This window comes from Chitinophaga sp. ARDCPP14 (assembly GCF_051362515.1).
Classification (GTDB): domain Bacteria; phylum Bacteroidota; class Bacteroidia; order Chitinophagales; family Chitinophagaceae; genus Chitinophaga.
This window is the reverse complement of the sequence record NZ_JBKIXB010000001.1, coordinates 190,753-217,379: the sequence shown is the minus strand read 5'-3', so window position 1 is coordinate 217,379 and position 26,627 is coordinate 190,753. Positions and strand designations below refer to the sequence as shown.

The following is a 26,627-nucleotide window of genomic DNA, read 5'->3' as shown; positions in this document are numbered from 1 at the left end:
AATTGACAAATGTTAGTTAATGGGTAAGAAGAACAAGTTATGTACTTCTTTTCTTCCTGATCCGGCTTAAACTTTCCGGTTCAATTCCCAGGTAAGAAGCAATTTGTTTGACAGGGATATGCTGCACCACTTCGGGATATTCCTGTAGCAACTGCGTATACCGCTCCTGTGCGGAGTATTGCAGGAAGGAGAGTTCCCGGTTGTATTTCCGCAGGTATTGCTGTTCAGCTACCAGCCGGCCTATCTTCTCCGACTGGTGCGAGGTGCGATATAATTGTTGCAGATCGGTATAATAACAGGCGTACCCACGTACAGGCGTTACTGCCTGCAAACTTACTACCGCGGGTTTTTGTGTAATGAAAGAGGCGTAGGAAGTAGTAAAGTTATGCGGAAAGGCAAAGTCCATGCTGATGTCTTTACCATCGTGGATGGTATATACCCGCACAATTCCTTCTTCAATATAATAAATAGCATTGGCGGTTTTACCCGCTTCCGACAGGTGGTCGCCTGCGGGGAAAGTTACCGGCTGCAGGATGGCTTCAAACAGTTCCCAGTGAACCATGGGTTCTTTCAGCAGTGCCTGCAGCTGTTGACGGATAATTTGTGTGCCTTGCATTCAGGTCTTTCTCAGTTGAATGGATTGAACGAAATGATGATGACCTTTTTCCAGGATCAGGCTGGCGCGGTAGCGGGTAGGTGCAATATTTTGTTCCAGGTTAGGTTTGTTGATATCATCCCAGATCTGTGTGGCTAACTCGATAGTGGCCGCATCAGAAAGATGTGCATAACGGTGGAAAAAAGACTCGGGGCTCTGAAAGGCAGTTCTGCGCAGGGTTTCAAAGCGAGCGATGTACCATTTGCGGATATCTTTTTCCGCAGCGTCTACATAAATACTGAAGTCGAAGAAATCGGATACGAATACGGCTGGATCTTTTTGTTGCTGCCGGTGACGAACCTGCAACACATTCACGCCTTCTACAATCACAATGTCCGGTTGCTCTATCCACTGCAGCTGGCCGGGTAAGATATCGTATTCCAGGTGGGAATAAAGTGGCGCCGCCACCTTTTCCTTACCGGATTTTACATCCGCCAGGAAGTGGATCAGTCTTTTAATATCATAGCTTTCCGGGAAGCCTTTTCTGTTCATGATATTATTGGCCTCCAGCACTTTATTGGGATAGAGGAAACCATCCGTTGTTACCAGGTCTACCCGCGGATGATTGGGCCATGCCTGTAATAATTTTTGTAACACCCTGGCGGTCGTACTTTTCCCAACGGCTACGCTTCCGGCGATGCCAATAATATAAGGCACTTTATGTACCTGGCTGCTGAGGAAATTGCTGGTAGCAGTATGCAGTTGTTGCGACGCGGTTACATATAAGTTGAGCAGATGTGCCAGCGGAAGATATACCTGTGTTATTTCTTCCTGTGTGAGTGGTTCATTCATGCCGTGCAGCGCTTCCAGGTCGTAATCCTGTAATTGCAGCATGGCATCATTGCTTCTTTCTGCCCATTCTTTACGGGAGAAACTGATATAGGGAGTATAGCGGTCGCGTTTCAGAGAGGTGGTCATTCCAGTGCTTTATTGTTGTATATAGACAGTCTTTACATTCAGAAATTCGTGTGTGCCTTCCAGTGATAGTTCCCTTCCATAGCCGGATTGCTTTACGCCGCCGAAAGGTAAGCGTGCATCAGAGCGAACCATCGCATTAATAAATACATTGCCACTTTCTATCTGTGTGGCCAGTTTGGCGGCTTTGTCGAGATCGCTGGTCCACAGGGCTGCGCCCAGGCCAAATTCTGTTTCATTGGCCAGTGCGATAGCATCCGTTTCGTCGGCTGCTTCTATGATCACGGCGAGCGGACCAAAAGTTTCTTCTTTGAAAGCCGTCATTTTATTGGTTACCCCGGTAAGCAGGGTAGGTGCAAAGTTACAGCCTTCATGCGTGCCACCCAACTCCAGCTTAGCCCCCTGGCGAATAGAGTCCTGTAATTGTTTGGCCAGCTCCTCTGCCAGGTCGGGGCGGGCCATTGGGCCCATTTGTGTGCTTTCCTGCGTGGGATCTCCCTGTTTGAGATCGTGCAGGATCCGTTTTACAGCTGCGGTAAACGCGGGAACAATATCTTTTTCTACGATCCAGCGTTTTGCGGCAATGCACGACTGACCGGCGTTTTGCATACGACCTTGTACTGCTGTTTTAGCGGCGGCTTCCAGGTCGGCATCTTTCAATACAATAAAAGGATCACTGCCACCCAGTTCCAGCACGGTTTTCTTGATATATTTCCCGGCAAGCGCCGCTACACTTTTACCTGCGGGGGTACTGCCGGTGAGTGTAACGCCCTGTACGCGGTGATCTGCGATAACAGGTTCTATATCTTTGGAAGAGATGAGTAACGACTGGAAAGTACCGGCGGGAAAACTACTTTCAGTGAATATTTTTTCGATGGCCAGTGCACAACCGCTTACATTGCTGGCATGTTTCAGGATGCCGGTGTTGCCGGCGAGTATATTGGGAATAGCAAAGCGGAATACCTGCCAGTAGGGGAAGTTCCAGGGCATGATTGCCAGTATAATTCCTTTTGGTTCGTACGATACGTAACTTTTATACGCATCGGAACCGATCGGTTTATGTGCCAGCATTTCCACGATGTTTTCTGCATAATATTCTGCGGAGGTAGCGCATTTCAGCACTTCGGCCCGTGCTTCTTTCAGCGTTTTTCCCATTTCCCGCGTGATCAGCGCGGCATGTTCATCTGCATTGTCTTTCATGGATTGTGCAACCTGCATCATCCACTGCCGGCGTTGTTCCAGGGAAACTTGTAATAATTCCCGGTATGCTTTATGGCCCAGCTGTAATTTCTGCTCTATTTGTTCCGGTGTATGTGCTGCATATTCAGCAATGGTTTCCTGCGTAAACGGATTAATGCTTGTAAACATACGGGTAGCTTTTAGCGGTTAGCATTTAGCTGTTAGTGAATAGTCCGACAAATTTACCTTTTTCCGTTAAAAGCCCGTCTTAAAAGCTAAAGGGCAACTACTAAACACGAAAAGGCTATCTTTGCATCTCCCGGAAAAAACAGTACAATTTTATGGCGCTTAGCAGGTGGAATATCATGATAATGGCCCTTTGCACGGGGTTGATCGTTGCCAATATTTATTACAGCCAGCCTTTGCTGGTGTTGATGAGCAACGAATTTGGCGTATCGGAAAGTAATGCCGGACAGGTCACATTTTTTACGCAGGTGGGCTACGCGCTGGGCCTGTTATTTTGTGTGCCGTTGGGTGACAAACTAGAGCGCAAGCGGCAGATAGTGGTGATGACACTGGCTGCGGTAGTGGCCCTGGTGGCGGCTGCAGAGTCGGTAAATATCACTATGCTGAAAATTACCGGTTTGCTGATTGGTTTTACTTCGGTAGTGCCGCAGCTGATATTGCCACTGGCAGCAGGCCTTTCTGATCCTGCAAGCCGGGGGAAAGTGATTGGTACTATTATGAGTGGCTTACTCGTCGGCATCTTATTATCCCGCACCCTCAGCGGTGTAGTAGGACATCATTTCGGATGGCGTGCCATGTTCTGGATAGCCGCGTGTATCAGCGCTTTGCTGGCGGTGATCATGATTACATCTTTTCCATCCAGTAAACCAAATTTCAAAGGAAGCTACGGCGACCTGATGAAATCATTGCTTACGCTGATCAAAGAACAGCCTTTATTAAGAGAAGCTTCGGCTATCAATGCCTGTTGTTTCGCTATGTTTGGCATGTTCTGGACAACCGTGGTATTTTTATTGTCTGATGCGCCTTTTAAATATACCAGTGAACAAATCGGGTTGATGGGACTTGCTGCGGCTGCCGGCGCTTTAGGCGCCCCACTGGTGGGACGCATTGCAGATAAAAAGAATCCGCGCATTGCCATTGGTTATGGTATCATCTTTTTGTTCCTCGGTTATTTTCTCTTTTATGTTTTTAAAGCCAATATTATAGGTATCATCGTTGGGATCATCGCTATTGATCTTGGTTTACAGGGTATCCATGTATCCAACCAAACCCGCATCTACACATTATTGCCGGAAGCAAGGAACCGTTTGAATACGGTGTTTATGACTACCAGTTTTATTGGCACTTCACTTGGCTCCGGCATCGGGCTATGGGTATGGTCTTTTGCACAATGGAATGGTATATGCGTGGCCGGTACTGCGCTGATTACCGCTGCCCTGGTTATTTACCTGGGTACTTATAAGAAAACAAAAAGAGCAGTTACCGCTTAACCCGGTTTAGCACGATCATCACTATTACTAAATAACCCATCATGCAGAACAACGCAATTTTATAAGCGAGATAAAAATTGCCGGAGTGCCGTGCGAGGTAGAGAAAAATACCTCCAAGCATGCTTACACCCAGTGCAGAGGCGAACTGCTGTACCGTAGAATACACGCCGCTGGCGGCTCCTGCTTTAGCCGGCGGCATATCCCACATCGCCACTTTTAATAATGATGGCATCAGCAAACCAGATCCGCTGCCATAAATAATTAAACACGGCATGATATCGTAAGGTGTTACTACATCTCCCTGAAATAAAACTAATTGTAAGATAAAAGAGAGGATCATTAGTATACACGCAAACTGTAGCAGGCGGATACCGTATCGTGCTGCATTTTTAATTGACCACAAAGAAGCCAGCAGGAAAGGAATGGTTTGCATGACGAAATAATTCCCCGCTGTAAAAGGCGACATATGAAATCCATTCTGAAAGTAGATGGCTACAATAAAAATATAAGCGGTGTTTACACCAAAGAAGAATAATACGCTGATGACACCGGTGTTAAAACTCCGGATACGAAAGAGTTCCAGCGGTACTAACGGATCGCGTTGCCGTTTTCCCAGCCAGTGTTGATACCACACGAATACGCCTAATAATATGAATGCACCTGCCAGCATGGTGATAGTCCAGGCAGGCCAGCCAAGTTCTGCACCCTGTATAACAGGATATATCAGGAGAGATAAGGCTAAGGTGAGCAGGATGATGCCTGGTATATCAAACCGGGTGCTTTTGTTTTGACCGGATTCCTGCACAAAGAACCAGGCCAGCAGCATCGCTACAATACCAAACGGGAGATTGACGAGGAAGATCAGCCGCCAGCTGTCGGTGATCAGGTGCGAGGTAATGAAGTAGCCGCCGAGGAACTGCCCCAGGGTAGCGCCGGTGCCGAGGGCCATGCCATAGAGGCCATAGGCTTTATCACGGTCTGCGGGCGACTGGAAGTTCAGTTGTATCAGCGTGATGGTTTGCGGTACGGTGAAGGCTGCTGCCACGCCTTGTAACAGCCTGGACACAATCAACATTTCCATGGAAGTGGCAAAGCCGCACATGGCCGAGGTGAGGGTGAATGCGGCGAGCCCGGATATAAACACTTTCTTTTTGCCCAGGTAATCACCTGTGCGGCTGCCGGTGATGAGAAACACGGCGTAACCCAGGAGATAGCTGGCAATCACCAGTTCCAGTGCTGCGTCGGAACTATGGAAATACGCTTTAATGGCCGGTGTGCTGATGTTTACAATAAATACATCGATCACAGTGATAAGTGGCGCCAGCAGGATAATTGCCAGCGATATCCATGGATTGACAGTGGTTGGTTTAATATATACAGACTGGTCTGTTTTCATGAGAGTAAATTTTTTATAATAGATAACGTTATTGGATGCACTAAATAATTGATGGAAATACGCCGCGAAAACTTTAATGTTTTACGGCACTTTTTACCAGCCTTGCTGGTGATATTCCGGCAGTGTTGCTGGTATTTAGTTTTGTTTATCCGGCATTCGCCGGTATTTATAAAGATGTGTTTCCCTTTGGTCGCAATTCCTCAATCTATCAGCTTCAAAGTGTATCCAGCAACCTGGCAACCACTTTCTTCGTGTCTTCTACCGGTTTTGCGGACCGTTGGATATAGCCCTGAAGCCCCGCGCCTTCATACAGATTCAACAGCATGCCGGTCATTTCTTCAAGTTCCGCTGCGGGGTAAGGGTGTTTTATGATTTGTAATTGTTCGGCGATAAATGTTTTCAGCGTTTGGGTATGCGTCCGTACCTGTAAAAGTGCGTCCTCATTCAATCCTGGCAGTTCATAGGCGATGCGGACAAAGGCGCAACCCCTGAAATTGTTTTTTTCCATGTGGCGGCGGCGGTATTCGAACAGGCCCATGAGCTTTTCCCTGCCAGGCGCAAGCTGGTCAATATAAGCCATCCGCTCGGCGTGGTTGTAGGTCCGGGTTCGCAGTAGATATTCCGTCAGCAAAGCTTCCTTGGATGGAAAGTGCTGGTACAGGCTTGCTTTGGCAATCCCCGCTTCTTCTATGATCTGGTTAATACCGGTTGCCTGGTAGCCTTGCTTGTAAAACAATTCGCTGGCTGTATTTAAGATTCTTTCTTTTGCGCCTTGTTCTTTCATAAGGCAATATTAGGCTAAATTTATTAAACAGACAAGTCTGTATATATTATTGACAAAAAAGCGGCGAAAAGGAACTTCCTCTCCGCCGCTTACTAAATCCTTATAGCAATTAGTCCACTTTCGTGATCTTCAGCATGTTTGTGGGCAGGTGTTCTTTGACAGGGGTGCTACCGGTGTTAACGGCTACATCTCCTGATTTGATGAATCCTCTTTCTTTCAGGATATTGATCTGATCGAATACGATATCATCCAGGCTTTCTTCTTCTTCGTAGTAGAAGGCGCGTACACCCCAGCTCAGGCTCAGCTGGTTTACCAGCGACCTTTCTTTGGTGAAGATGTAGAGCGGGCTGCGTGGGCGGTAGCTACTCAGCATAAAGCCGGTGTAACCGCTCTGGGTCATACCAATGAGGGCATCAGCGTCCAGGTCTTCCGCAATTTTACAGGCGTTATAGCACAGTGCATCGCTGAGGAAGGTAGGAGAGTGGCGATGAGGGATCAGGTTACGGTTGTAAATGATCGCTTCTTTTTCCACTTCCTGGATAATTTTATTCATGGTTTGGATAACCAGTTCCGGGAACATACCGGTAGCAGTTTCGCCGCTCAGCATTACCGCATCAGCACCTTCCAGTACTGCGTTGGCTACGTCGGTGATTTCACTACGGTTCGGACGGGTGCGATCCATCATGCTTTCCATCATTTGTGTAGCCACAATTACGGGTTTTGCACGGTGAATACACTTGCGGATGATATCTTTCTGGATCATCGGGATCTGCTCTACCGGCAGTTCCACACCGAGATCACCACGGGCAATCATCACGCCATCACTTTCCCAGATAATTTCTTTCAGGTTCTGTATCGCTTCAGGCTTCTCAATTTTAGAGATCACCTTCATTTTAGAATTACGTGCCTCCAGGCGTTTGCGTAATACGGCCAGGTCTTTTACGCTTCTTACAAAGGAGAGCGCTACCCAGTCGCATTCGTGGTCGATGATGAATTCCAGGTCAATAATATCTTTATCTGTCAGCGCAGGGAGGGAGATTTTGGTATCCGGGAGGTTAAAGCCTTTTTTGGAAGACAGTACACCTGGCAGGGATACTTCCGCTTTGATTTCACCGCTGGCAGTAATTTCTTTTACAATTGTCTCGATTTTGCCGTCGTCCAGCAGAATTTTCTGGCCAACTCTAAGATCTTTGTACAGGTCAGGGTAGGAAACGTAAATTTTTTCCATGTTGCCCACCAGCTTTTCGTTTACGAAAGTGAGGATATCACCTTTCTTCAGCGGGAGTGCATTGTTTTCGATTTCACCCACACGAAGTTTTGGTCCCTGTAAATCGGCCAGTATGGCTACGGTGTAAGGTTCTGTTTTATTGATCTGGCGGATGTATTCAATAATCCGCAGTTTATCTTCGTGCGAGCCGTGTGAAAAGTTGAGGCGGAAAACGTTAACGCCGGCCTTTACCAGTGTCAGCAGGCCTTCATAGGTATCGCATGCCGGGCCTACAGTAGCCACGATTTTTGTTTTGTGCGAAGAGTGTTCTCTACCCGCAGCGTTATCCATCTGCTTGTGATAGTATTTCGAAAGATCCTTTGTACTCATAAGTCTAATTTTTTAACTCGCAAGAATTTTAACAATCTTAAACCATTCGGGGTCAATTTCCTGTTTGGCTTTTACAGCTTTATCAAGAGGAGTGTAATGGATCTTGTCGTTGACAACACCGACCATTACATTGTGGATGCCTTCGAGAAGGGCATCTACGGCTGCATAGCCCAGACGGCTGGCCAGAATACGATCTGTGCAGGTGGGAGCGCCGCCACGCTGGATGTGTCCGAGGATACTAACCCGGGTATCCAGTTGTGGGCACCTTTCTTTAATGATACGACCAACTTCAGTAGCGCCGCCGGTTTCATCGCCTTCGGCTACAACGATCAGGTTAACCAGTTTTCTGCGGCGTTCGTTCGCCTGCAGTTCTTCAATAATGTCATTTACTTCGGTTTTGCGCTCAGGCAGCAATATGTGCTCCGCACCAGTGGAAATGCCGCTGTGTAACGCAATATAACCGGCATCACGGCCCATTACCTCGATTACAAACAAACGGTCATGCGCATCGGCAGTGTCCCTGATTTTGTCGATAGCTTCCACCGCTGTATTCACAGCTGTATCAAATCCAATCGTAGAATCAGTTCCTGCAATGTCCTTGTCAATAGTACCAGGCAAGCCTATACACGGAATATCAAATTCCTGGCTGAACTTTTGCGCACCATTAAACGAGCCGTCTCCACCAATTACTACCAGCCCGTCAATGTTGTGTTTTTTCAGATTTTCATAAGCCATTTTTCGCCCTTCATATTCATAGAACTCTTTGCACCGGGCGGTCTTCAATATGGTGCCTCCGCGCTGAATAATGTTGGCAACGGATTTTGACTCCATTGGGAAGATCTCGTTCTTCAACATTCCCCTATAGCCGTACATAATGCCATACACATTCAGCTGATGATAAATGCCCGTTCTTACAACGGCACGAACGGCGGCGTTCATCCCGGGAGCATCTCCCCCCGATGTAAGGACTGCAATGTTGTTCAGTTTTTTCATATAAATTGCTAAAAAAATATCTTAAAGGCGCACAAAAATAACATTTTGCAATTGTTTTCTAACTGTTATCTGATGAAATAACCTAAATTTTTAATTTCCATCAAACAAAGTAGATAAATTTTTTAAAAAATATTACGCATGTCGAAAAAAAATAATAGGAGGTGGATCTTTATGAGCGTAAGTTTAATCGCCGGGCAGGCAATAGCGCAGCAGCAGCAAACGATTACTTATCCCGAATCCAAAAAAGTGGATACCATAGATAACTATCACGGTACCCCGATCGCAGATCCTTACCGGTGGCTGGAAGACGATCACAGCCCCGAAACAAAAGCATGGGTGGACGCCCAGAATAAGGTAACAGAAAACTATCTCTCCAACATCCCTTTCCGCGCAGAAATCCGCAAAAGACTGGAAGAATTGTGGAATTACCCCAAAAACGGCGCCCCCGCTAAACACGGTAACTATTATTACTTCTTTAAAAATGATGGTCTGCAGAACCAGTCCGTTCTTTACCGTTCTGCCACTTTAGGCGGTACCCCGGAAGTTTTCCTGGATCCCAACAAACTGTCAGCAGCCGGTACTACCGCACTGGGCAGCATGTCGTTTTCAAAAGACGGGAAATATTTTGCCTACCTGCTTTCCAAAGCAGGATCCGACTGGCAGGAAGGTTATGTGATAAACGTGGAAACACGGCAGCTCCTGCCGGATAAACTGGAATGGGTAAAGTTCAGTGGCCTGTCGTGGAAAGGTGATGGCTTCTATTACAGCCGCTACGACAAACCCGATGAACAAAACAAACTATCCCAAAAGAATGAATTCCAGAAAGTATACTACCACCGCCTGGGCGATCCGCAGGAGAAGGATGAATTGATCCATGTGGATAAAGAACACCCGCTGCGCAACGCCGGCGTAGACGTAACAGAAGATGAGCGTTTCCTGATCCTCTCTACCTCGGAAGGTACTTCCGGCCGGGAACTCTGGTACCGCGACCTGCAAAACCCCGCACAAAAAGAATTCACCCTGCTGGTAAAAGGCTTCGCTAACGAACCAGACGTAATAGATAACGATGGGGATAAATTGCTGGTGCGCACCAATCATAACGCACCCAACTATAAAATTGTGCTGATAGACCCCGCCAATCCAGGGGAAGCCAACTGGAAAGTAATTGTTCCGGAAAAGAAAGAAGCCCTCCAGGGAGTGGGCCTTGCCGGCGGCAAATTATTCCTTTCCTATCTGAAAGACGCTTCTACCAGGGTTTACCAGTATGATTATAAAGGTAAGCTGGAACATGAAGTGAAACTGCCTGGCCTCGGAACCGCTGGTGGATTTGGCAGCAAGAAAGAAGACAAGGAATTCTTTTATACTTATACTTCCTTTGTTACGCCGCCTGCTGTATATAAATATGATGTGGCTACCGGCGTTTCTACCTTATATAATAAGGCAGAAGTAAAATTCAACCCTGCGGAATACGAAACCAAACAGGTATTCTTTAAAAGTGCCGATGGAGAAAGTGTTCCCATATTCCTTTCCTACAAGAAAGGGATCCGGCTGAATGGTAATAACCCCGTGTTGCTCTATGGCTACGGCGGATTTAATATTGCCATGACGCCCTCTTTCAGCGTTTCCAACCTATACTTCATGGAACAGGGAGGCATATACGCCGTAGTATCACTGAGAGGTGGCAGCGAATACGGTGAAGCCTGGCACAAAGCAGGTATGATGGAAAAGAAACAAAATGTATTCAACGATTTTATCGGTGCAGCTGAATACCTGGTGAAAGCGAAATACACCAATCCCGGCAAGATAGCGATCCGCGGCGGTTCCAACGGTGGTTTACTGGTAGGCGCCTGTATGACGCAGCGTCCGGAACTGTTTAAGGTGGCACTGCCCGCTGTAGGCGTAATGGACATGCTGCGCTTTCAGAAATTTACCATAGGTTGGGCCTGGGCAGTGGAATACGGTAGCAGCGATCATGCAGAACAGTTTAAATACCTGCTGAAATATTCACCGTTGCATAACCTGAAGCCAGGTACCGCTTACCCGGCTACACTGATCACCACTGCGGATCACGACGACCGTGTGGTACCGGCGCATTCGTTTAAGTTTGCAGCTACACTGCAGGCAGACAACGCCGGGCCAAACCCGACCCTGATCCGTATTGAAACACAGGCAGGTCACGGAGCCGGCAAACCCACTTCCAAGATGATTGATGAAGCCGCTGATATCTGGGCGTTCACCATGTATAACCTGGGCATGCACAAGTAAAGTTGCGGGTGATTAGCTTTTAGCTGTTATCGAAATGCCTCATTTTGGTGAACAGCTAAAAGCTTTTTTTTCTTATCTTTAGAAATAGCGTATTGAACATGGCTTTATGAAGGTACTTATAACTGGTAGTAACGGATTATTGGGACAACATCTGATCCCGCTTTTTCTGCAAGATGGAAAATATGATGTGATAGCCACAGGCAGAGGCCCTAATCGTTTCCCCCTGCGGGATAAATACACTTATGAGGCGGTGAACCTCCGCGATGCCGGCAGCGTAAAGCAGCTGGTGGAAAAACATCAGCCGGATATCATTATTCATGGCGGCGCCATGTCGCAGGTAGATGACTGCGAAAAAAATAAAGATGCCTGCTGGGATACCAATGTAGGAGCCACCCGTTACCTGGTACACGCGGCAGAAAGTTGCAACGCCTTCTTCATTTTCCTGTCTACCGATTTTGTATTCGATGGCTTACAGGGACCTTACAGTGAAGACGCTACCGTAAATCCTATTAATTATTATGGTACCAGTAAAGTAGCTGCAGAGCGACTGGTGATCAATAGCAAACTGAAGTGGGCCATTGTCCGCACTGTACTGGTGTATGGCGTGGTAGCAGACCCGCATCGCAATAATATGATTACCTGGGTAAAAAATAATTTGCAGCAGGGTAAAAAAGTGAAAGTGGTGGATGACCAATGGCGTACACCTACCTTATGCCACGACCTGGCGAAGGGTTGTTTGCTGATTGCAGATAAGAAAGCAAACGGTTTCTTCAACATCTCCGGAAATGAAATTCTCACTCCCTATGATATGGCCATTCAAACGGCTGAATACTTTAAACTGGATACTTCCCTCGTAGAAAAAATCAGTGCCAAAACACTGGCACAACCGGCGGCCCGTCCTGCCAAAACCGGGCTGATAATAGATAAGGCAGCCAAAGAACTGGGTTATCAGCCCCGTACTTTTGCGGAGGGGCTGGAAATTGTAGCCGCTGAAATAAAAGCGTAACAGCTAAAATTCAAGAAATACTTTATTGCCAAATATTTTGCGGATGCTATCCCTTTGCACGGTGGTATCTGCTGCCAGTGAGCGCAATTCCACCGCAGTTCTGTACATGCTGTCCCTTTTATAAAGAACCAGCGTTTTTCCCCACGCGAGTTGTTGCTTTTGTTTTTTTACAGCGATGCTGCTGTCTTTGTATCTTTCCACCACTGCATAATAGGTAATGGGCGTAATCGCAGCTTTTGCTGTGGAGTCGGCCAGGACCTTTTGTATGGAATCCGCAGCAGCGGCGGCGAGCTGTTGCGCGTTGACTTCCGTATCAGCGGGAGTTTCGGATTCAGCTACTGGTTTTGAAACACCCGATAAATACCACCAGGCGGCTAATCCAATTACAATAGCGGCAATGGGAATAGCTGCCCACCACCATTTAAAACCACTTTCTTCTGTTACGGCTTCTAACGTGTCTTCTACCTCTTCTGTCATAACAGGCTCCAGCGCCTCTATAGGTGGCGGTGGAACAAATGCCGGCGCAGAGCGGCTATCTGTTGTGCGTTCTATCGGCTTAATATCCAGTGTTTCTTTTTCTACCGGCAGCTCCTCTGCATGGAAGTGAATGTTGCCGGTAAAGTCGCCCTGCAACTGACCAATACCCGGTAATACCAGTGGCTTCCCGGATTGAAGTTCTGCTTTCAGCTCTTCCAGGTATTTTTCCAGCTTCCGCTGTGCTACTGCCGGCACCAGGTTTTCCTTAAGGGCTATCCATTCCACACAGGAACCGTCGTCCTGCCATTGTTGGGTAAACATCACCTGCTCACGTGGCGCCGTAAGCGTTTGGGCGTGGTCGTTATAATGCGCCGGAAAATGTTGTACAGAAAATGTTCCCAGCTGTGGTACTACACAAATCCGCTGTTTAAACAGCACTTCCTGGATATATTGCTGAAGTATCAAGTGGAGCAATTTTTAGTGAATAATGCTGCGGATTTTGTCTTTCTCGCTGATTACGCTGATTATACTGATTACCAGGATTTGAACTTTTTTGATTTTTTTTGATTTTTGGGGATATATGCGAGTATATCCACTTATATCTTCGAAAATCCTTTATAAAATCAAAAAAGTTCAAATCCTGGTAATCAATATAATCAACGTAATCCTGAGCAAGACAAAATCCGCGTATAAAGTTAAAACTTAATCATCACACCACCCACAATATTGAACCCATAAGTAGGGTAAAGATAATACCGCTGGTAGTGCGTATTGAACAGGTTATTTGCATTCACCCACAGTCCGAAATTTTTGCTGATATCATAGGATGCGCCTGCATTCAGGTCCCATGCGCCTTTGGTTTTGCCAAAGTCTTTGTTGGGGAGCAGGTAATAGCTGCCGCTCAATGCAAAGAGGTCGGCATTCAGGTGTAATTTTTTGGCGATGGTGTATTGTGCAAACAAATCGCCCTGGAAAGCGGGCAGGTGCCATGGTTGCACTTCCGTTTCCTGTTTGTTATAATTATACCAGTCGAAGCTTACGCGGGCCTGGAATTTTTCTTCTTCAATATAGCCTACTTCACCATGCAGCTGGAAAGCGCGCAGCTGGGCTTCGTTACGGGTGGTGAATTTCTTGGTATCGGCGCTGTCGTTTACAAACAGCGGCATATTGTACCAGGTAACAGAAGCGAATTTAGTGTTATAGTTGAAATGGCTGCCCAGCGTACCTTTGATACCGGTATATTTTTCTTCTACACGGGTATTCATCATTTCTCCCGGTAAGCCGGCGAGGAACGGATTTTTATTGGCGAGGTTGCGATAGGAATTCTTTTCAAAATAGGAAATCCATCCACTGCTCAGGATCAGTTTTTTACGGATCAGGTGCGACTCATTCACGATGTCGGGCAGCAGGTAAAACTCGCCGTTGCTCCACGTTGGATTTACGCCGGCATGCAGCACAAACCCCGGTTTCATGATATCCACCGCAGGGTGGATAGAAGCGATGTTGTTGTTGATGGCGCGGTTGTTATCTTCTTTATAGGTAGAAAGATCAAATACACCTTCTACTTTTATGTAGATATCTTCAAACACCTGCTTACGTACGGGTACATTCAGCTGGAAGGTATTTTCTGTACGCTTGTAGGAGTCGTTGAAAAGAATAAACTTCACTTTTGGCTGGAAGGTAAATGCCCAGTCGTTTTGCGGCCTGTTCTGCATGCCTACCGAAGCGGTGATCTGGTTAAACGTTTGCTCGATATCCTTCTTTTTATAGCTGGCCGTATCGTGACCATAGCCATAGTAGTGAACGGTATTACGGTCGTACCCGATGCTTCCGTCGAACCGGAACTTTGACAACAGGTAGGTGCCCGCAGCCAGTACATTGAGGTTACTATAATCCTGGTCAGGAATTTCCTTGCCTTTGGAGCCGGTGTAGTTTACGTACAAACCGTAGTTGTACATATCCTGCCGGCCGCTGCCGAAGCCAGCCTGCACATAGGGTGTTTTATAATTGCCATATCCGAGTTTCACGAAGTTGTTCTGCAGGTACGACAATGAATCTTTACCCAGTGCCAACGGTTTGAGCGGCATGGCCTGGTACATAAAGTTCAGGTTCAGCGCCGGTATCTCGTACTTCATGGAAGGACGAGTGGTATCGATACCCGGCAAAGAAGCTGTGAGATTGAGTTTGTAGGCGTCGCGCAGTTTGGGTTGGTTGGTGGAAATGATATCAATCGTTTCCTGTTTCAATACCTCCTGCGCGGCTGCTTTCTGTGAAAACAGCATTCCCGTCAGCCCCAGTGCTGATATGATAAAAGTTCGTTTGTTATATATTGCTTGAATGTTCATGCTTTGTTGCGCTTAATGTCAGATTCCAGAATCCGGGTGATTATTTCTTCGGTTTTTTACCGGCTGCTTTTTCTTCTGCTTCCGCTTTGGCCAGTTTATCTTTCGCTTCCTGTTTCAGCTCAGGAATAGAGCTGTTGGTAACGATGCTCTGGTAAGTAGCTTTTGCATTGAAATAATCCTGTTGGCGGGCGTATACATCTCCCAGCAGGATATATGATTTAGCCACCCAGTATTCATAGGACGGCGTATTTTTAATCACATCAAAACCGGCTTTTTCAGCAGCATCCAGTTCATTCTGTTGCAGGTAGCAATCCGCAATGTTGTAGCGGGCTTCGGCGCCTGTTTCAGATTTGGTCATGCCGGCAACTGTTTTGAACTCCGACAGGGCGGCGGCATAATCTTTTGCCTGCTGCAATGCTTTACCATGATAGAAGTGAGCGATGATCTGATCATCCGTGCTGATATTGGCGGCAGCCAGTAACATTTCTGAATAGTTGGTTACTTCGTCCCAACGTTTCAGCTGGTAGTTGCTGCGAAGTAGTCCCCTGGTGGCAGTAAGACTGTTTTCTTTGCTGGTAGCGAGGTCCTGCAGTTGCAGGTAGTAGCCTCTTGCCTTATCGTAATTTTTTACCTGGTAGAAATTGATGTTAGCCGCCTGTAGCGCAGATCTTTCTGCATATAAACTGTTGTTGCGGGATAATACAAATTCGTAGGCAGGCAATGCGCTCGTATAGTCTTTGCTGTTATAAGCGCATTCTGCTTTATAGAAGTAGGCCGGCAGGATAAATTGTCCGTTCGGATATTTCTGGATATAGTTGTTGAAGCCGCTGGTGGCGCCTGTACAATCGTTGCTGGTGAAGCGGGCTTCAGCAGCAGCATAGGCCAGGGAGTCTTCAGCAGAAGCGGTAACGGTTCTGCCGCTGGCTTTCAGGAAGGCGAGGTAGTCGTCGGTTTTGCCCTGGCTAACATAAATCGACTTCATACTTTGCAGGGCTTCATTGGATTCCGGCGAGTTAGGGAATTTCTCCACTACCTGGCGGTAATAGGCCAGCGCTTTACTGTCGTTATCTTTATTGTAGTAGCTCAAACCCAGTTTCAGGAGTGCGCGTGGTGCATTCGGTCCGTTGGGTTGTTTCTGTAAAACATTTTCCAGGAAAGGAATGGCTTCTGTATATTTTTCTTCCGAGAGATAGGTATTGGCTATCTCAATATCTGTTTCGTTATTAAAGCCGGACGATGGAAACTTGTTACCCAGTTGTTTGAGCAGTGCAAGTTTCTCGCCTTGCTTGCCCTGTAGGCCGAGGATCACGGCTTTTTGGTAGGTGGCGTAATCAGCGCCGGGAGCGTTGTTGCTGATGATGCGGTCGTACAGCGCCAGTGCCTTCGGGAACTGGCGAAGCATATAATAACAATCGGCGCTGCGTAGGGCGGCGTCGGTGGCAATGCGTTCTGCGTTAGGGCCGCTGGTGCGCTGGGCGGATTCAAAGTAAGGCAGTGCTTCCGTGAATTTGTCCTGTTTCAGGAGGCTGTATCCCAGGTTGTAGCTGGCGGTTTGTGCGTTAGCTTCACCGGACACCGGGGCCGTATTATTCAGATAGGCGTTCAGGTTAGTAACCGCCTGGTCTGTTTTATTCTGACGAAGGGCAATTTCTGCTTTCCAGAAATGGGCGAGTTGTTTGATCTGTGGATCGTAGGGGTTGCTGATGGCCACATCCAGCAGGCGGTCGGCTTCTGCCAGTTGCTGGTCGTTGATCAGCTGAGTGGCGCGGCCGTAGGCTACTTTCTGGTAAGCTTTCAGCACCGTGGGGTTTTTATCGCGAATCGATTCAATGGTCGCTAAACCGTCTTTGTAGTTATTGCTGTTCATGAAAAGATTAACGAGTATTTCCCGGGCTTCTTTGTTATAAGCAGATTGCGGGTATGTTTTTACAAACTGTGTGAGTTCGCTGAGCGCCGCATCGGGGTAGCCCAGTTCGTACGATAATTTACCGTAGTTGAACCTGGAAATTTCCTGTTGCTGTGCGTTGGAGCTGTTGTTGGCGCAAAAGGCAAAAGCATTGCGTGCATTGGCTTTCTGACCGGTGCGGAGGTAGCAGTCGCCCAGGAGGTACATGGAATTTTGTCCAAGTGAATCTTTGGAGCTGCTCAGTTGTTTAAATCCGGCGATCGCTTTTGAGAGGTTATTCGTCTGGTAATAAGCGTATGATAACTGGTAGATATCTTCGTTTCTCACGTCATCTGCATTATCCTGGAAATCCTGCAGGTAGGGCAATGCTTTCGGATAGTTCTTTTTTTCGAAGTAGGCTTTACCGAGTAACTGTTTCAGCTCTGCTTCGTAGTATTGTCCGCCTTGCCTCAGCAGTGGCTCGGTGTAGGCGATCAGCTGATCTGTTTTTCCCTGGAAGTAATAAATTTCAGCGATGTAATAAGGCACTACGTTGCTGTATTTCGGTTCGTTCACTACTTTCTGGAAACTATTGAGTGCTTCTGCATACTGGTGGTTATAGTAGCTGATGAAACCATAGTAATAATTAGCAGGAATGCTGTATTTGCCCGGTACTTCTTTGATGGAGGCAAACAGGGGCTGTGCCTTTTTAAAATCTTTTAAATTAAAATAGCAATAGGCCAGTTCAAATTTTGCTTCTGCAATTTCTGCGTTGGAGAGGTTTTCGATATTGGCTTTCTCGTAGAGGGGAATGGCCTCTTTGAGTTTATTCTGACGGAAATAATATTTTGCCAGTTGATAGCTCACCAGTTCTTCCCGGGCATTGTTATTGGCCAGTTTCAGGAATTCCTGCGCCTGTTTTTCCGCATTGTCCTGTTGCAGTTTCAGTGCGCAGATGGTATAATAGTAGTACGCATCTGTTTTAACCAGGTCTCGGTTGGTTTCGTGGAAATAGTCGATGTTATCAAGGGTTTGCTTGAAAAGCTGCATGGACACGGCATATTTTTCCTGCTGGAAATATTGCTGGGCGTCCTTGAACACTTTTTCCGGATCTGTATAAATGCGTGTTTGCTGTGCCTGTGCGGCAGGCAGCCCTATCAAACCTGTACCCGTAAAGGCCAGGAGTGATATGTACAGATGTCCGGGAACAAAAACTCTTCTTATAAATTGCATGCTATAGCTGTTATTTCTTGAATATGCGTTTAAAACGAATCCCGGGAGGAAATATTTTCCAGCCGGGGAAGTACTCTGTCGTGGCCTGACCCTGGTAGTCCGTTTCTTTGATGCCTGAGTGCCGCCGGCGTTCATGATGAGAAACGAACCAGGTGGTATCAGCAAATATAAAAGTTATATCTTTTCCTTTCCGATTGTGTTTCTAACAATGTGGATAACTCCGGTAGCAAGGCAAAAGCTATTCATTTATCTTGCGGAAAATAATTTTAAGAACAAAAACCTTACCTACTATGAGAAAACTGTTCTCTGCCGGCTACTCGAATGGCGCTGTAAGTTTCTCCATGCTGGTGCTCCGGGTGATATCCGGTGGTCTGATACTCCTGCATGGCTGGCCCAAGCTGATCAATTTTACTGCCAAAATGAATTCTTTTCCTGATCCATTGGGAGTAGGACATAAAATTTCTTTGGGAATGGTGGTTTTTGCAGAAGTGTTCTGCGCGGTGTTGCTGATCATGGGACTGTTAACCAGACTGGCTTCTGTGCCATTGGTCATTTGTATGGGAGTGATCATTTTTATGATTCACGGCCACGACCCGGTATCAGAAAAAGAAATGCCGATTCTTTTCCTGGCAGCATTTGTAACGCTGCTTTTCACGGGACCGGGCAGGTTTTCACTGGATGGCGCATTAGGCAAATAAAATTTTCAAGTAAACGTTTAGGATAAAAATAGCGGGGAACCATGTTTATCAGTACAACAACAATCAGGGTGCGTTATGGGGAAACAGACCAGATGGGATACCTGTATTATGGCAATTACGGGCTGTATTACGAAGTAGGCAGGGCAGAAGCCATACGTGAACTGGGTTTCAGCTATAGGCAGCTGGAAGAACGGGGCGTGATTATGCCGGTAGCCGAACTGAATGTGAAATACCTGCGGCCCGCCTATTACGACGACCTGATAACGGTGAAGACTATACTGAAGGAGATGCCGAAGGGTTCTAAGATACAGTTTCACAGTGAGTTGTATAACGAAAAGAATGAATTGCTGAATGTTGGAGTGACCACACTGGTATTCATTGACGTGAAAACGAAGCAGAAAGCCGGCCTGCCGGAAGAGCTGCAGAAAATACTGGCACCGTTTTTTGAATAGCAGTATAAACAACGCATTATGGATAAAATCACCACCAGCATCATCACCATCGGAGATGAACTGTTGATAGGCCAAACGATTGATACCAATTCTGCCTGGATGGCGCAGCAACTGAATGCAATGGGCATATGGGTACACCGGCGTGTAGCCATTGGCGATATCAGGGATGATATCCTGGACGCCCTGGCAAAAGAATCGGCGGTGTCGGATATTGTGCTGATCACCGGCGGGCTGGGACCCACAGCCGATGATATCACCAAGCCCACCTTGTGTGAATACTTCAATACCAGGCTGGTACAGCACCAGGAAACGCTGGATAACGTACTGCATATTTTTGAAAGCAGGGGGCTGCCCATCCTGCAAAGGAACCTGGACCAGAGCCTGGTACCGGAAACGGCCACGGTTATTGAAAATAAGAGAGGCACCGCGCCGGGAATGTGGTTTGAGAAAGAAGGCAAGATCTATGTATCCATGCCCGGAGTGCCGCATGAAATGAAGGGGATCATGGAAGATTACGTGCTGCCCCGGCTGACCAGCCATTTCAAAACCCCGGCAGTAGTACATCAAACGCTGGTTACCTCCGGTATGGGCGAATCTTTTATCGCCGAACGGCTGGTTGCTTTTGAAGCAAAGCTGCCTGCCCACATCAAACTGGCTTACCTGCCCAGTTACAGCCTGCTGAAACTCCGGTTAACCGGTTTTGGGAAAGATAAATTATCAGTGGCGGCAGAAGTGAGCATCCTGTTTCACCAGCTGAAAGACCTGCTGGCAGATATCACGGTAACAGACCAGGATATTTCTATAGGCGAAGTACTCGGTAACCTGTTAAAGGAGAAAGGGAAAACCATGGGTACCGCGGAAAGCTGTACCGGCGGACTGATTGCCAGCTGGATTACTGCTGTTCCGGGTAGTTCTGCTTATTTCAAAGGCAGTGCGGTAACGTATGCCAATGAAATGAAAGTAAAGATGTTAGGCGTGAATCCGGCAACCCTGCAGGCGCATGGCGCCGTGAGTGAGGTCACTGTGCTTGAAATGCTGACCGGCGCTTTGGCACTGCTGCAAACTGATTATGCCATTGCCGTATCCGGGATCATGGGACCTGATGGCGGTACGCCGGAAAAACCGGTGGGCACCGTTTGGATAGCGGTAGGAAATGAAAAGAGAAAAGTCACCATAAAACACCAGCTGCGTTACGACCGGGAACGGAATACGCAAATGACAGCTGTCTACGCCATGAATGAGTTGCGCAAACTCATTCTGGAATAGGGATATTCACGTATTTTGAATTGGTACAATTCCCTTATTTTTGTTGCGCACTAAAGCAAAAATCAATCTTATGGCCATTGTAGAATTGGTAATGCCAAAAATGGGGGAGAGCATCATGGAAGCCACCATTTTGCGTTGGCATAAAAAGGCGGGCGATCACGTAACAGTAGATGAAACCGTACTTGAAATTGCCACCGACAAAGTGGACAGCGAAGTTCCTTCCACCGCGGAAGGCGAAATCACAGAACTGCTCTTCAATGAAAATGATGTGGTGCCGGTAGGTACAGTCATTGCCCGCATTAATACCAATGCCGATGCAGCAGCGGTTTCCACACCTGTTACGCCTGCTGCACCTGCAGCCACAGAACCAAAATTCACTACAGCGCCGGCATATACACCTGCTGCCGAAGCGCCTGTTTCCGGTGGCGGAGCCAAATTCTACTCCCCGCTGGTACTTACCATTGCACAACAGGAAGGCATCAGCTTTTCCGACCTGGAAAAAATCCCCGGTTCCGGCAACGATGGCCGCGTAACCAAAAGAGATATCCTTCAATACGTAGCCGACCGCCGCGAAGGAAAGGTGATTCCGGATGTAACGCCGGAACCGGCAACCTCAACAGCAGCGGCCAGTACCCGTCAGCCGGTGGTGACCACTACCGTGGCTTCCCCAACCTATAGCGGTAATGTGGAAATTATTGAAATGGATCGTATGCGTAAACTGATTGCCAACCACATGGTAATGAGCAAACAAACCAGTCCGCATGTGACCAGCTTTGCAGAGGCCGATGTGACCAACATGGTGAAGTGGCGCGATCGTGTAAAAGGGGATTTCGAAAAACGTGAAGGTGAAAAACTGACTTTCACGCCGCTGTTTATAGAAGCCATTGTGAAGTGTATCAAGCGTTTCCCGCTGATCAACTGCTCGCTCGACGGCGATAAGATTATTATCAAGAAAGACATCAACATAGGTATGGCTACCGCATTGCCAAGTGGTAACCTGATTGTTCCGGTGATCAAGAATGCAGATATGCTGAACCTCACCGGGTTAACCAAACAGGTAAACTATATGGCCAATTCTGCCCGCCAGAATAAGCTGAAGCCGGAAGATACCCAGAGCGGTACTTTCACGCTTACCAATGTAGGTACCTTTGGCAGCCTGATGGGTACGCCCATTATTAATCAGCCGCAGGTGGCCATCCTGGCAGTGGGCGCCATCAAGAAACGCCCGGTGGTTATTGAAACGGAAGACGGTGATACCATTGGCATCAGGCACATGATGTACCTGTCGATGTCTTACGACCATCGCATTGTAGACGGCTCCCTGGGTTCTACTTTCCTGAGCGCAGTAGCGAAGGAACTGGAGAATTTTGATCCGAAGAGAGGAATTTAAGATAGCTATTGTATTAGCAGGAATGCAGCAGGAATCTTTTTCTGCTGCATTTTTTGTCTTTTAACAGCCACAAAAAAAGAGACGCCCGAAAAAGCGTCTCTTTTTAGTTCCTTAGTGCCGAATAAAGGGGATTATTAATAACGACGGTCGCGGGAACCATATCCTCCGCCGCCACGGTTATTACCACCGCCACCTTTGAAATTATTATTCGGTTGTTTAGGTCTTGCTTCGTTTACCATCAATTGCTTACCTTCGATTTCGCTGCCGTTCAAACTATCCATAGCCTTTGCTCCTTCTTCTTGATTAGGCATTTCCACAAAGCCAAAACCACGTGAGCGGCCTGTTTCGTGGTCTTTGATAACCTTAGCGGAGGTAACCTCTCCAAAATCGCTGAAAATCTGATGGAGATCCTCATCGTTCAACCTATAGTGCAGGTTGGCTACGTAAATGTTCATGATAACTGAAATTAAAAAAATGAAAAATAATATACTGAAGTTATGAAAATTACGCTAATAAAAAAGTTAGCGTTAAAATATTTTTGTAATTACCTTCTTTTTTACTACCACTTGACATAGCCAGATCCTTTGCAGTACTTTGTTTGACTGGCATGGAAATATTATTTAAAATAGTGCTCTGACCCCTATAAACGCTCCTTTTTACGGTTTTTTTTTCGTAAATTCAGTACATGATCCATTAAATTAAATTCATATGGGAGCGTTAAGTGAAACATGGTTTGCCGATGGTTACATAGACTTTGAGCTCAAAAAGTACACGCTATTGGCTTATTTACAGGACATTAATCAACACTTTACCCAGAGCAGGCTGTACCCGCAGTTGTCAGACATCATCTTTCATTACAACAACCTGATAGCGTTCCGGGACAACAAACAGTTTTTACAGCAGCAGTTTCCAAAAAGGCTTACCGCAGTGAACATCCAGAAGCTGGAGCTATTGTACGAGCAATTGATTGCCGATGATGAACTGATGGAAGAACTGGAGTCCATCATCCATTATTCCCTGCCACAGTTAAACAGCACTATTAAGGAAGGAACGGAGATTTACGAATACGTGGCGGAACATCTCAGTATTTTCCCGGTGGGGCTTGTGCCGCTGGAAACAGCCGAAGGGTACCTGCTGTTGTGCGACGGTCGTGGCCGGCAAACGCTGGTATACACTTACCGGCTTACTATTTTTGAAAGACATGACGAGAAATACCGGGGTATTCATACTCAATACCTTCAGGCCTATAAAAAAGACCTGGTGCATACCATCAATCATATTAAAGGCATGCTGATACGGGAACGGAATAATTTACCCAACCCTGCGGTGTATTGCGTGGAAACGCCATTGGTGGTGCCGGTAGATGAAACTTTGCTGCCCATCGCCAAAAGAAGCCTGGTAAAATATATTGCTCAGGAAGCGGCGTAGCGGTTAGTTTAAAGCCGGTGCACTGGTTTCGCCGTCGTACCGGATTTCCAGGGTGTGGTCCTTCAGGAATGGAGCATAGTACTGCTCCATTACCTTCTGTATTTTCTCTTTGGATTGCTGGATGTAAGTGGGGTTATTTTCCAGCTGGGCACGGGAGGTACGATAGAGACTTTTCTGAACATCGGTATAGGTTTCGTCATCCTGGAACTGGAGCCAGCCTTTACGGTTCGAGGTTTCCATCCGGTCCATTTTCAGTTCATAGCTGAGCAAACGGGGCGCCGGTAAACTGATAATGATCTTCTTATCAGTCATTTGCACTTTAAACAACTTATCGTCGATGTTTACGCCGTATTTGGCCTGGTACGGAATAGTTACCCATACTGTATTTTCAAGAAATGCTTTCTTCAGGTTATCAGTCCAGTCGCCGCTGTTTTCAATATTACTCCTTTTGATACTGGCGCTTCCCTGTACATCCAGGCTGGCCAGTTCTGCAATTTCTTTTACAATAGTGCTGTTGGAAATTACCTGCTGGCTCACATTGGTACTGCCAAAACGCTTGCCCAGCCAAAAGATCAGGAGCGCGAATAATATAAATACAACGAGATAAAGGGCTTTTTTCATACCTAAATTTAGTGAAAAGTAAGGAGCCTGCAGCGGATAGCCGTTACCGTTACCTGGTAAGACTGTCGATCAGCGCTGCATGTTCGGGGTAAGCCGCCTGCAACGGCGCTTTTTCAGCCAGTTCAAAATCTGCAAAATCAAAGCCGGGCGCTACGGTGCAGCCGGCAAGGGCGTATCCGCCGGGCACTTCCACGCGGGAAGCAAACCAGTTGCCCGCGGTGATGATCACCTGCAAGCTTTCATTGTTTTGAATATCGCGTCCAAGCTTATGTATCAGCAGTTCTCCACCGGGAACGATCTCGTAGATAGTCAATGTGCTGCCATCATAAAAATGCCAGATTTCATCGGCTGCGATACGATGGAATGCAGAAAACTCTCCTTCTTCCAGTAAGAAATAAATGCAGGTAGATGCATTGCGGTTACCACTCATGCCGGCAGGCAGGGTTTTCATGTCGAGTACCCACTCCGACCGGTAAGTTTCGCGGAATGCGCCGCCTTCAACATGAGATTGCAGTTTTAGTTGTTCACGCCAATGGGCTGCAGAATATTGCATAGTAATGCCTGTTAGAAAAAGTAAGTTAAATAAAAAGTATGGTATTGTACTTTTTCGTGTATTGGTGAGGGTTATATCGAGCATGGTTTTTCCGGGAACAGGCTTGCCTGCTCCCGGAAGTTTGTTTTTTTATATTGCTGCAAAAAGCAGCTTTTTCTTAGCTGGCTACTGCCACCTGCTGCAGGTTATCTACCTGCATATGTGCAATAGTTCCTGTTGACGGAGTAAAGTAAGAAGGCGTTTCATGATTAAACAGCAGGTAATCTTTTATAAACATGGCCTGGTTGTACCAGGATGTTGCTGCCACCTGTGTTTGCCATTCTGGTAAGTTTAACTGGCGGAGTGCACTCAGCGCGGTTTTATAGCGGATCATCCGCGCATATAATTGCGGTGGAATACCTACTATTTTGCTGAAGAGTCTTTCAAGCGTGGGACGGGAAAGTCCGTAGCGGGTGGTAAGTTCTTCCATGCTTACATTTCCCTGCATGATCACCAGGTAATCTGCCATGTCGTCTACTTCACGGAGATTGCCCGGTTGCTGTGAAAGCGCCTGCAGACAAGCGCCATCCAGCAATGACTCTATGCGTTGCGGCTCCTTTTCCTGTTGGAGGGCCGTGATCAGTTCCTGCCACACCGGTTGTCCGGCGGCCAACAGGTTGCGGTAGTAGTTGGTGAAATTAGCGGCATCCATACCTAAAAGCCGGTAGCATCCATAAGCGTTCAGCTGTATTACTGCTGCCTTTACCGGCCCCTGCACCTGTAACTGGCAGGCGCAGGTAAGATGCCCCAGCACAGAGCCCGCAGGCAAGGTGAATGCCTTGTGATTCACTGGTTTAACTTCAGCCTTCCCTTCGAGAATGAATACCATGTACTGATCGCCCAGGGCAAACAGGTTTTGTGGTAGTTGAATAATACCACGGGTATCGTCTTCCCAATAATAATATTGCTTTACAAACGGACGTAATGCATCCGCGGGATGATGGATATGGAAGTTCATAGGTACAATAATGTGGTGTTAAGGATATCGCTATCGCTGCAGATCACACCATACGCTGAAGTGGCGATGTTATTGTAAATATATGTTAAATGATTTATATTAAGAAAAATATATTTGGTGGAAGATGAAATCACCTGATAGTGAGCGGGATATCTCTGGCAGGAATGCTTAGGATATTACCTTGTTTATCGCCGATAATGAGCTCCCGGTCAAGACCAGCATTCGTTTCTACCAGTTTACACATAGCTGTTTCAAGGCCCTGCATTATTCTTCCGGAGAGTATTTTAAATTCATATTGGCCGGCTGCTTCCGGTTCCTCCCTGCCACAGTGGAGGGGGAATACATCCCATATACAAAAAGATTCCGAAGGGATGTTAGTGCCTGAACTGATTTCTAATGGTGTTGTACTGGTGTTGTCTATCATCAGCCAGTTGTCGCAGACAGGGATATATAAGTTCATGAGGTTACTAAGACCTCTGTGATATCTTCTTCTGATGATTTCGGGGGGAATATGATGGCCGCCTTCTTTCACCCTTTTCTGTACCCGTCTCTCGGCCATTTCGGGGGAATTCAGCCAAAAGAAAAGCAGGGTAACGGTGTAACCGGTTTCTTTTGCTTTTTCAATCAGCGATACACAACTCCTGGTGGCCAGGGTTGTTTCAAAAGCAAAGTCTGTTTTTGCCAGCACCAGTTCCCTGATCCGGTGCAACATTTGCCTGCCTGCAGGTAAAGCAACGCTTTCCGGGTGGAAAGGACACATGTCTGCAGCAATGATGTCTGCATTCACAAACTCTTTGCAGTCCAGTATTTCAGGTAATAGTGTGAAACTGGCGGTCGTTTTTCCGGCGCCGTTGCAACCGGCTATGATATATAGATTCGGCATTTCTCAAAAATCGGTCATCTGTCAGCATTAGCTGTTAATAGCATTATCTCCGGTCCCGTATTAACAAAAAACGCTGCAGGTTCCTTAACAGG

The 26,627-nt window shown here is 46.9% G+C and carries 23 protein-coding genes; 8 read left to right on the top strand and 15 right to left on the bottom strand.

Annotated elements, in window-relative coordinates:
• Nucleotides 1-37 precede the first annotated feature (37 nt).
• The 3 genes from ACLHR0_RS00800 to ACLHR0_RS00790 are packed head-to-tail and all read right to left on the bottom strand — an operon-like array spanning nucleotide 38 to nucleotide 2,938.
• Nucleotides 38-616 carry a Crp/Fnr family transcriptional regulator gene (locus ACLHR0_RS00800; protein ID WP_436484262.1) on the bottom strand — a complete coding sequence of 193 codons (579 nt, stop codon included), beginning with the start codon at nucleotides 614-616 and terminating at the stop codon, nucleotides 38-40.
• Complete coding sequence (coaA, locus tag ACLHR0_RS00795; RefSeq protein WP_370913498.1) at nucleotides 617-1,573, bottom strand: type I pantothenate kinase; 957 nt, start codon at nucleotides 1,571-1,573, stop codon at nucleotides 617-619.
• Between the two features lie 9 nt (nucleotides 1,574-1,582).
• Entirely contained in the window at nucleotides 1,583-2,938 is a 1,356-nt protein-coding gene (locus ACLHR0_RS00790) for an NAD-dependent succinate-semialdehyde dehydrogenase (RefSeq protein WP_436484261.1), read from the bottom strand.
• A gap of 152 nt (nucleotides 2,939-3,090) precedes the next feature.
• On the opposite strand from ACLHR0_RS00790, the gene ACLHR0_RS00785 reads away from it, so the two are divergent.
• Entirely contained in the window at nucleotides 3,091-4,266 is a 1,176-nt protein-coding gene (locus ACLHR0_RS00785; protein WP_370913496.1) for an MFS transporter, read from the top strand.
• Here ACLHR0_RS00785 and ACLHR0_RS00780 read toward each other — a convergent pair.
• From ACLHR0_RS00780 to pfkA, 4 genes are all read right to left on the bottom strand, one after another.
• Complete coding sequence (locus tag ACLHR0_RS00780) at nucleotides 4,256-5,662, bottom strand: MFS transporter (protein ID WP_436484260.1); 1,407 nt, start codon at nucleotides 5,660-5,662, stop codon at nucleotides 4,256-4,258. The two genes, ACLHR0_RS00785 and ACLHR0_RS00780, sit on opposite strands and share 11 nt — an antisense overlap.
• Nucleotides 5,663-5,876: 214 nt before the next feature.
• On the bottom strand, nucleotides 5,877-6,446 hold the full coding sequence (locus ACLHR0_RS00775) for a TetR/AcrR family transcriptional regulator (RefSeq protein WP_436484259.1): 570 nt from the start codon (nucleotides 6,444-6,446) through the stop codon (nucleotides 5,877-5,879).
• Between the two features lie 109 nt (nucleotides 6,447-6,555).
• Complete coding sequence (pyk, locus tag ACLHR0_RS00770) at nucleotides 6,556-8,043, bottom strand: pyruvate kinase (protein WP_429045772.1); 1,488 nt, start codon at nucleotides 8,041-8,043, stop codon at nucleotides 6,556-6,558.
• Nucleotides 8,044-8,055: 12 nt separating this feature from the next.
• Nucleotides 8,056-9,036: a 6-phosphofructokinase gene (gene pfkA, locus ACLHR0_RS00765; protein WP_370913492.1), complete on the bottom strand. Its 981-nt coding sequence runs from the start codon at nucleotides 9,034-9,036 to the stop codon at nucleotides 8,056-8,058.
• A 171-nt stretch (nucleotides 9,037-9,207) separates the two neighbouring features.
• On the opposite strand from pfkA, the gene ACLHR0_RS00760 reads away from it, so the two are divergent.
• Both ACLHR0_RS00760 and ACLHR0_RS00755 read left to right on the top strand, forming a co-directional pair.
• The gene (locus tag ACLHR0_RS00760) at nucleotides 9,208-11,301 is read left to right on the top strand and encodes a prolyl oligopeptidase family serine peptidase (protein ID WP_436484258.1); all 2,094 of its coding nucleotides are present in this window, start codon (nucleotides 9,208-9,210) and stop codon (nucleotides 11,299-11,301) included.
• Nucleotides 11,302-11,407: 106 nt separating this feature from the next.
• Complete coding sequence (locus ACLHR0_RS00755; RefSeq protein ID WP_370913490.1) at nucleotides 11,408-12,307, top strand: SDR family oxidoreductase; 900 nt, start codon at nucleotides 11,408-11,410, stop codon at nucleotides 12,305-12,307.
• 3 nt (nucleotides 12,308-12,310) lie between these two features.
• Here ACLHR0_RS00755 and ACLHR0_RS00750 read toward each other — a convergent pair whose 3' ends face one another.
• From ACLHR0_RS00750 to ACLHR0_RS00740, 3 genes are all read right to left on the bottom strand, one after another.
• On the bottom strand, nucleotides 12,311-13,249 hold the full coding sequence (locus ACLHR0_RS00750; protein ID WP_436484257.1) for a hypothetical protein: 939 nt from the start codon (nucleotides 13,247-13,249) through the stop codon (nucleotides 12,311-12,313).
• Between the two features lie 230 nt (nucleotides 13,250-13,479).
• Nucleotides 13,480-15,129, bottom strand: coding sequence for a hypothetical protein (locus ACLHR0_RS00745; protein WP_436484256.1), 1,650 nt, complete (start codon nucleotides 15,127-15,129; stop codon nucleotides 13,480-13,482).
• 40 nt (nucleotides 15,130-15,169) lie between these two features.
• The gene (locus tag ACLHR0_RS00740; protein ID WP_429061114.1) at nucleotides 15,170-18,247 is read right to left on the bottom strand and encodes a tetratricopeptide repeat protein; all 3,078 of its coding nucleotides are present in this window, start codon (nucleotides 18,245-18,247) and stop codon (nucleotides 15,170-15,172) included.
• 290 nt (nucleotides 18,248-18,537) lie between these two features.
• On the opposite strand from ACLHR0_RS00740, the gene ACLHR0_RS00735 reads away from it, so the two are divergent.
• From ACLHR0_RS00735 to ACLHR0_RS00720, 4 genes are all read left to right on the top strand, one after another.
• Nucleotides 18,538-18,945: a DoxX family protein gene (locus ACLHR0_RS00735; RefSeq protein WP_370913486.1), complete on the top strand. Its 408-nt coding sequence runs from the start codon at nucleotides 18,538-18,540 to the stop codon at nucleotides 18,943-18,945.
• 41 nt (nucleotides 18,946-18,986) lie between these two features.
• A complete protein-coding gene (locus ACLHR0_RS00730) occupies nucleotides 18,987-19,397 on the top strand; it encodes an acyl-CoA thioesterase (RefSeq protein WP_436484255.1) in 411 nt (136 codons plus the stop codon).
• An 18-nt stretch (nucleotides 19,398-19,415) separates the two neighbouring features.
• On the top strand, nucleotides 19,416-20,663 hold the full coding sequence (locus ACLHR0_RS00725; RefSeq protein ID WP_436484254.1) for a CinA family nicotinamide mononucleotide deamidase-related protein: 1,248 nt from the start codon (nucleotides 19,416-19,418) through the stop codon (nucleotides 20,661-20,663).
• 70 nt (nucleotides 20,664-20,733) lie between these two features.
• The gene (locus ACLHR0_RS00720; protein ID WP_436484253.1) at nucleotides 20,734-22,053 is read left to right on the top strand and encodes a dihydrolipoamide acetyltransferase family protein; all 1,320 of its coding nucleotides are present in this window, start codon (nucleotides 20,734-20,736) and stop codon (nucleotides 22,051-22,053) included.
• Between the two features lie 134 nt (nucleotides 22,054-22,187).
• Here ACLHR0_RS00720 and ACLHR0_RS00715 read toward each other — a convergent pair whose 3' ends face one another.
• Nucleotides 22,188-22,508: an RNA recognition motif domain-containing protein gene (locus tag ACLHR0_RS00715; RefSeq protein WP_079468754.1), complete on the bottom strand. Its 321-nt coding sequence runs from the start codon at nucleotides 22,506-22,508 to the stop codon at nucleotides 22,188-22,190.
• A gap of 253 nt (nucleotides 22,509-22,761) precedes the next feature.
• Here ACLHR0_RS00715 and ACLHR0_RS00710 point away from each other — a divergent pair, with 253 nt between their 5' ends.
• Complete coding sequence (locus ACLHR0_RS00710) at nucleotides 22,762-23,481, top strand: hypothetical protein (protein WP_370913482.1); 720 nt, start codon at nucleotides 22,762-22,764, stop codon at nucleotides 23,479-23,481.
• A 3-nt stretch (nucleotides 23,482-23,484) separates the two neighbouring features.
• Here the strand turns inward: ACLHR0_RS00710 and ACLHR0_RS00705 are convergent, their stop codons facing one another.
• The 4 genes from ACLHR0_RS00705 to ACLHR0_RS00690 all read right to left on the bottom strand — a co-directional run bounded on the left by ACLHR0_RS00705 (nucleotide 23,485) and on the right by ACLHR0_RS00690 (nucleotide 26,535).
• The gene (locus ACLHR0_RS00705) at nucleotides 23,485-24,102 is read right to left on the bottom strand and encodes a DUF4230 domain-containing protein (RefSeq protein ID WP_429045786.1); all 618 of its coding nucleotides are present in this window, start codon (nucleotides 24,100-24,102) and stop codon (nucleotides 23,485-23,487) included.
• Between the two features lie 49 nt (nucleotides 24,103-24,151).
• Nucleotides 24,152-24,655: a cupin domain-containing protein gene (locus ACLHR0_RS00700; RefSeq protein WP_429045788.1), complete on the bottom strand. Its 504-nt coding sequence runs from the start codon at nucleotides 24,653-24,655 to the stop codon at nucleotides 24,152-24,154.
• A gap of 157 nt (nucleotides 24,656-24,812) precedes the next feature.
• Nucleotides 24,813-25,652 carry a DUF6597 domain-containing transcriptional factor gene (locus tag ACLHR0_RS00695; protein WP_436484252.1) on the bottom strand — a complete coding sequence of 280 codons (840 nt, stop codon included), beginning with the start codon at nucleotides 25,650-25,652 and terminating at the stop codon, nucleotides 24,813-24,815.
• Between the two features lie 130 nt (nucleotides 25,653-25,782).
• Entirely contained in the window at nucleotides 25,783-26,535 is a 753-nt protein-coding gene (locus tag ACLHR0_RS00690) for a zeta toxin family protein (protein WP_436484251.1), read from the bottom strand.
• Nucleotides 26,536-26,627 lie beyond the last annotated feature (92 nt).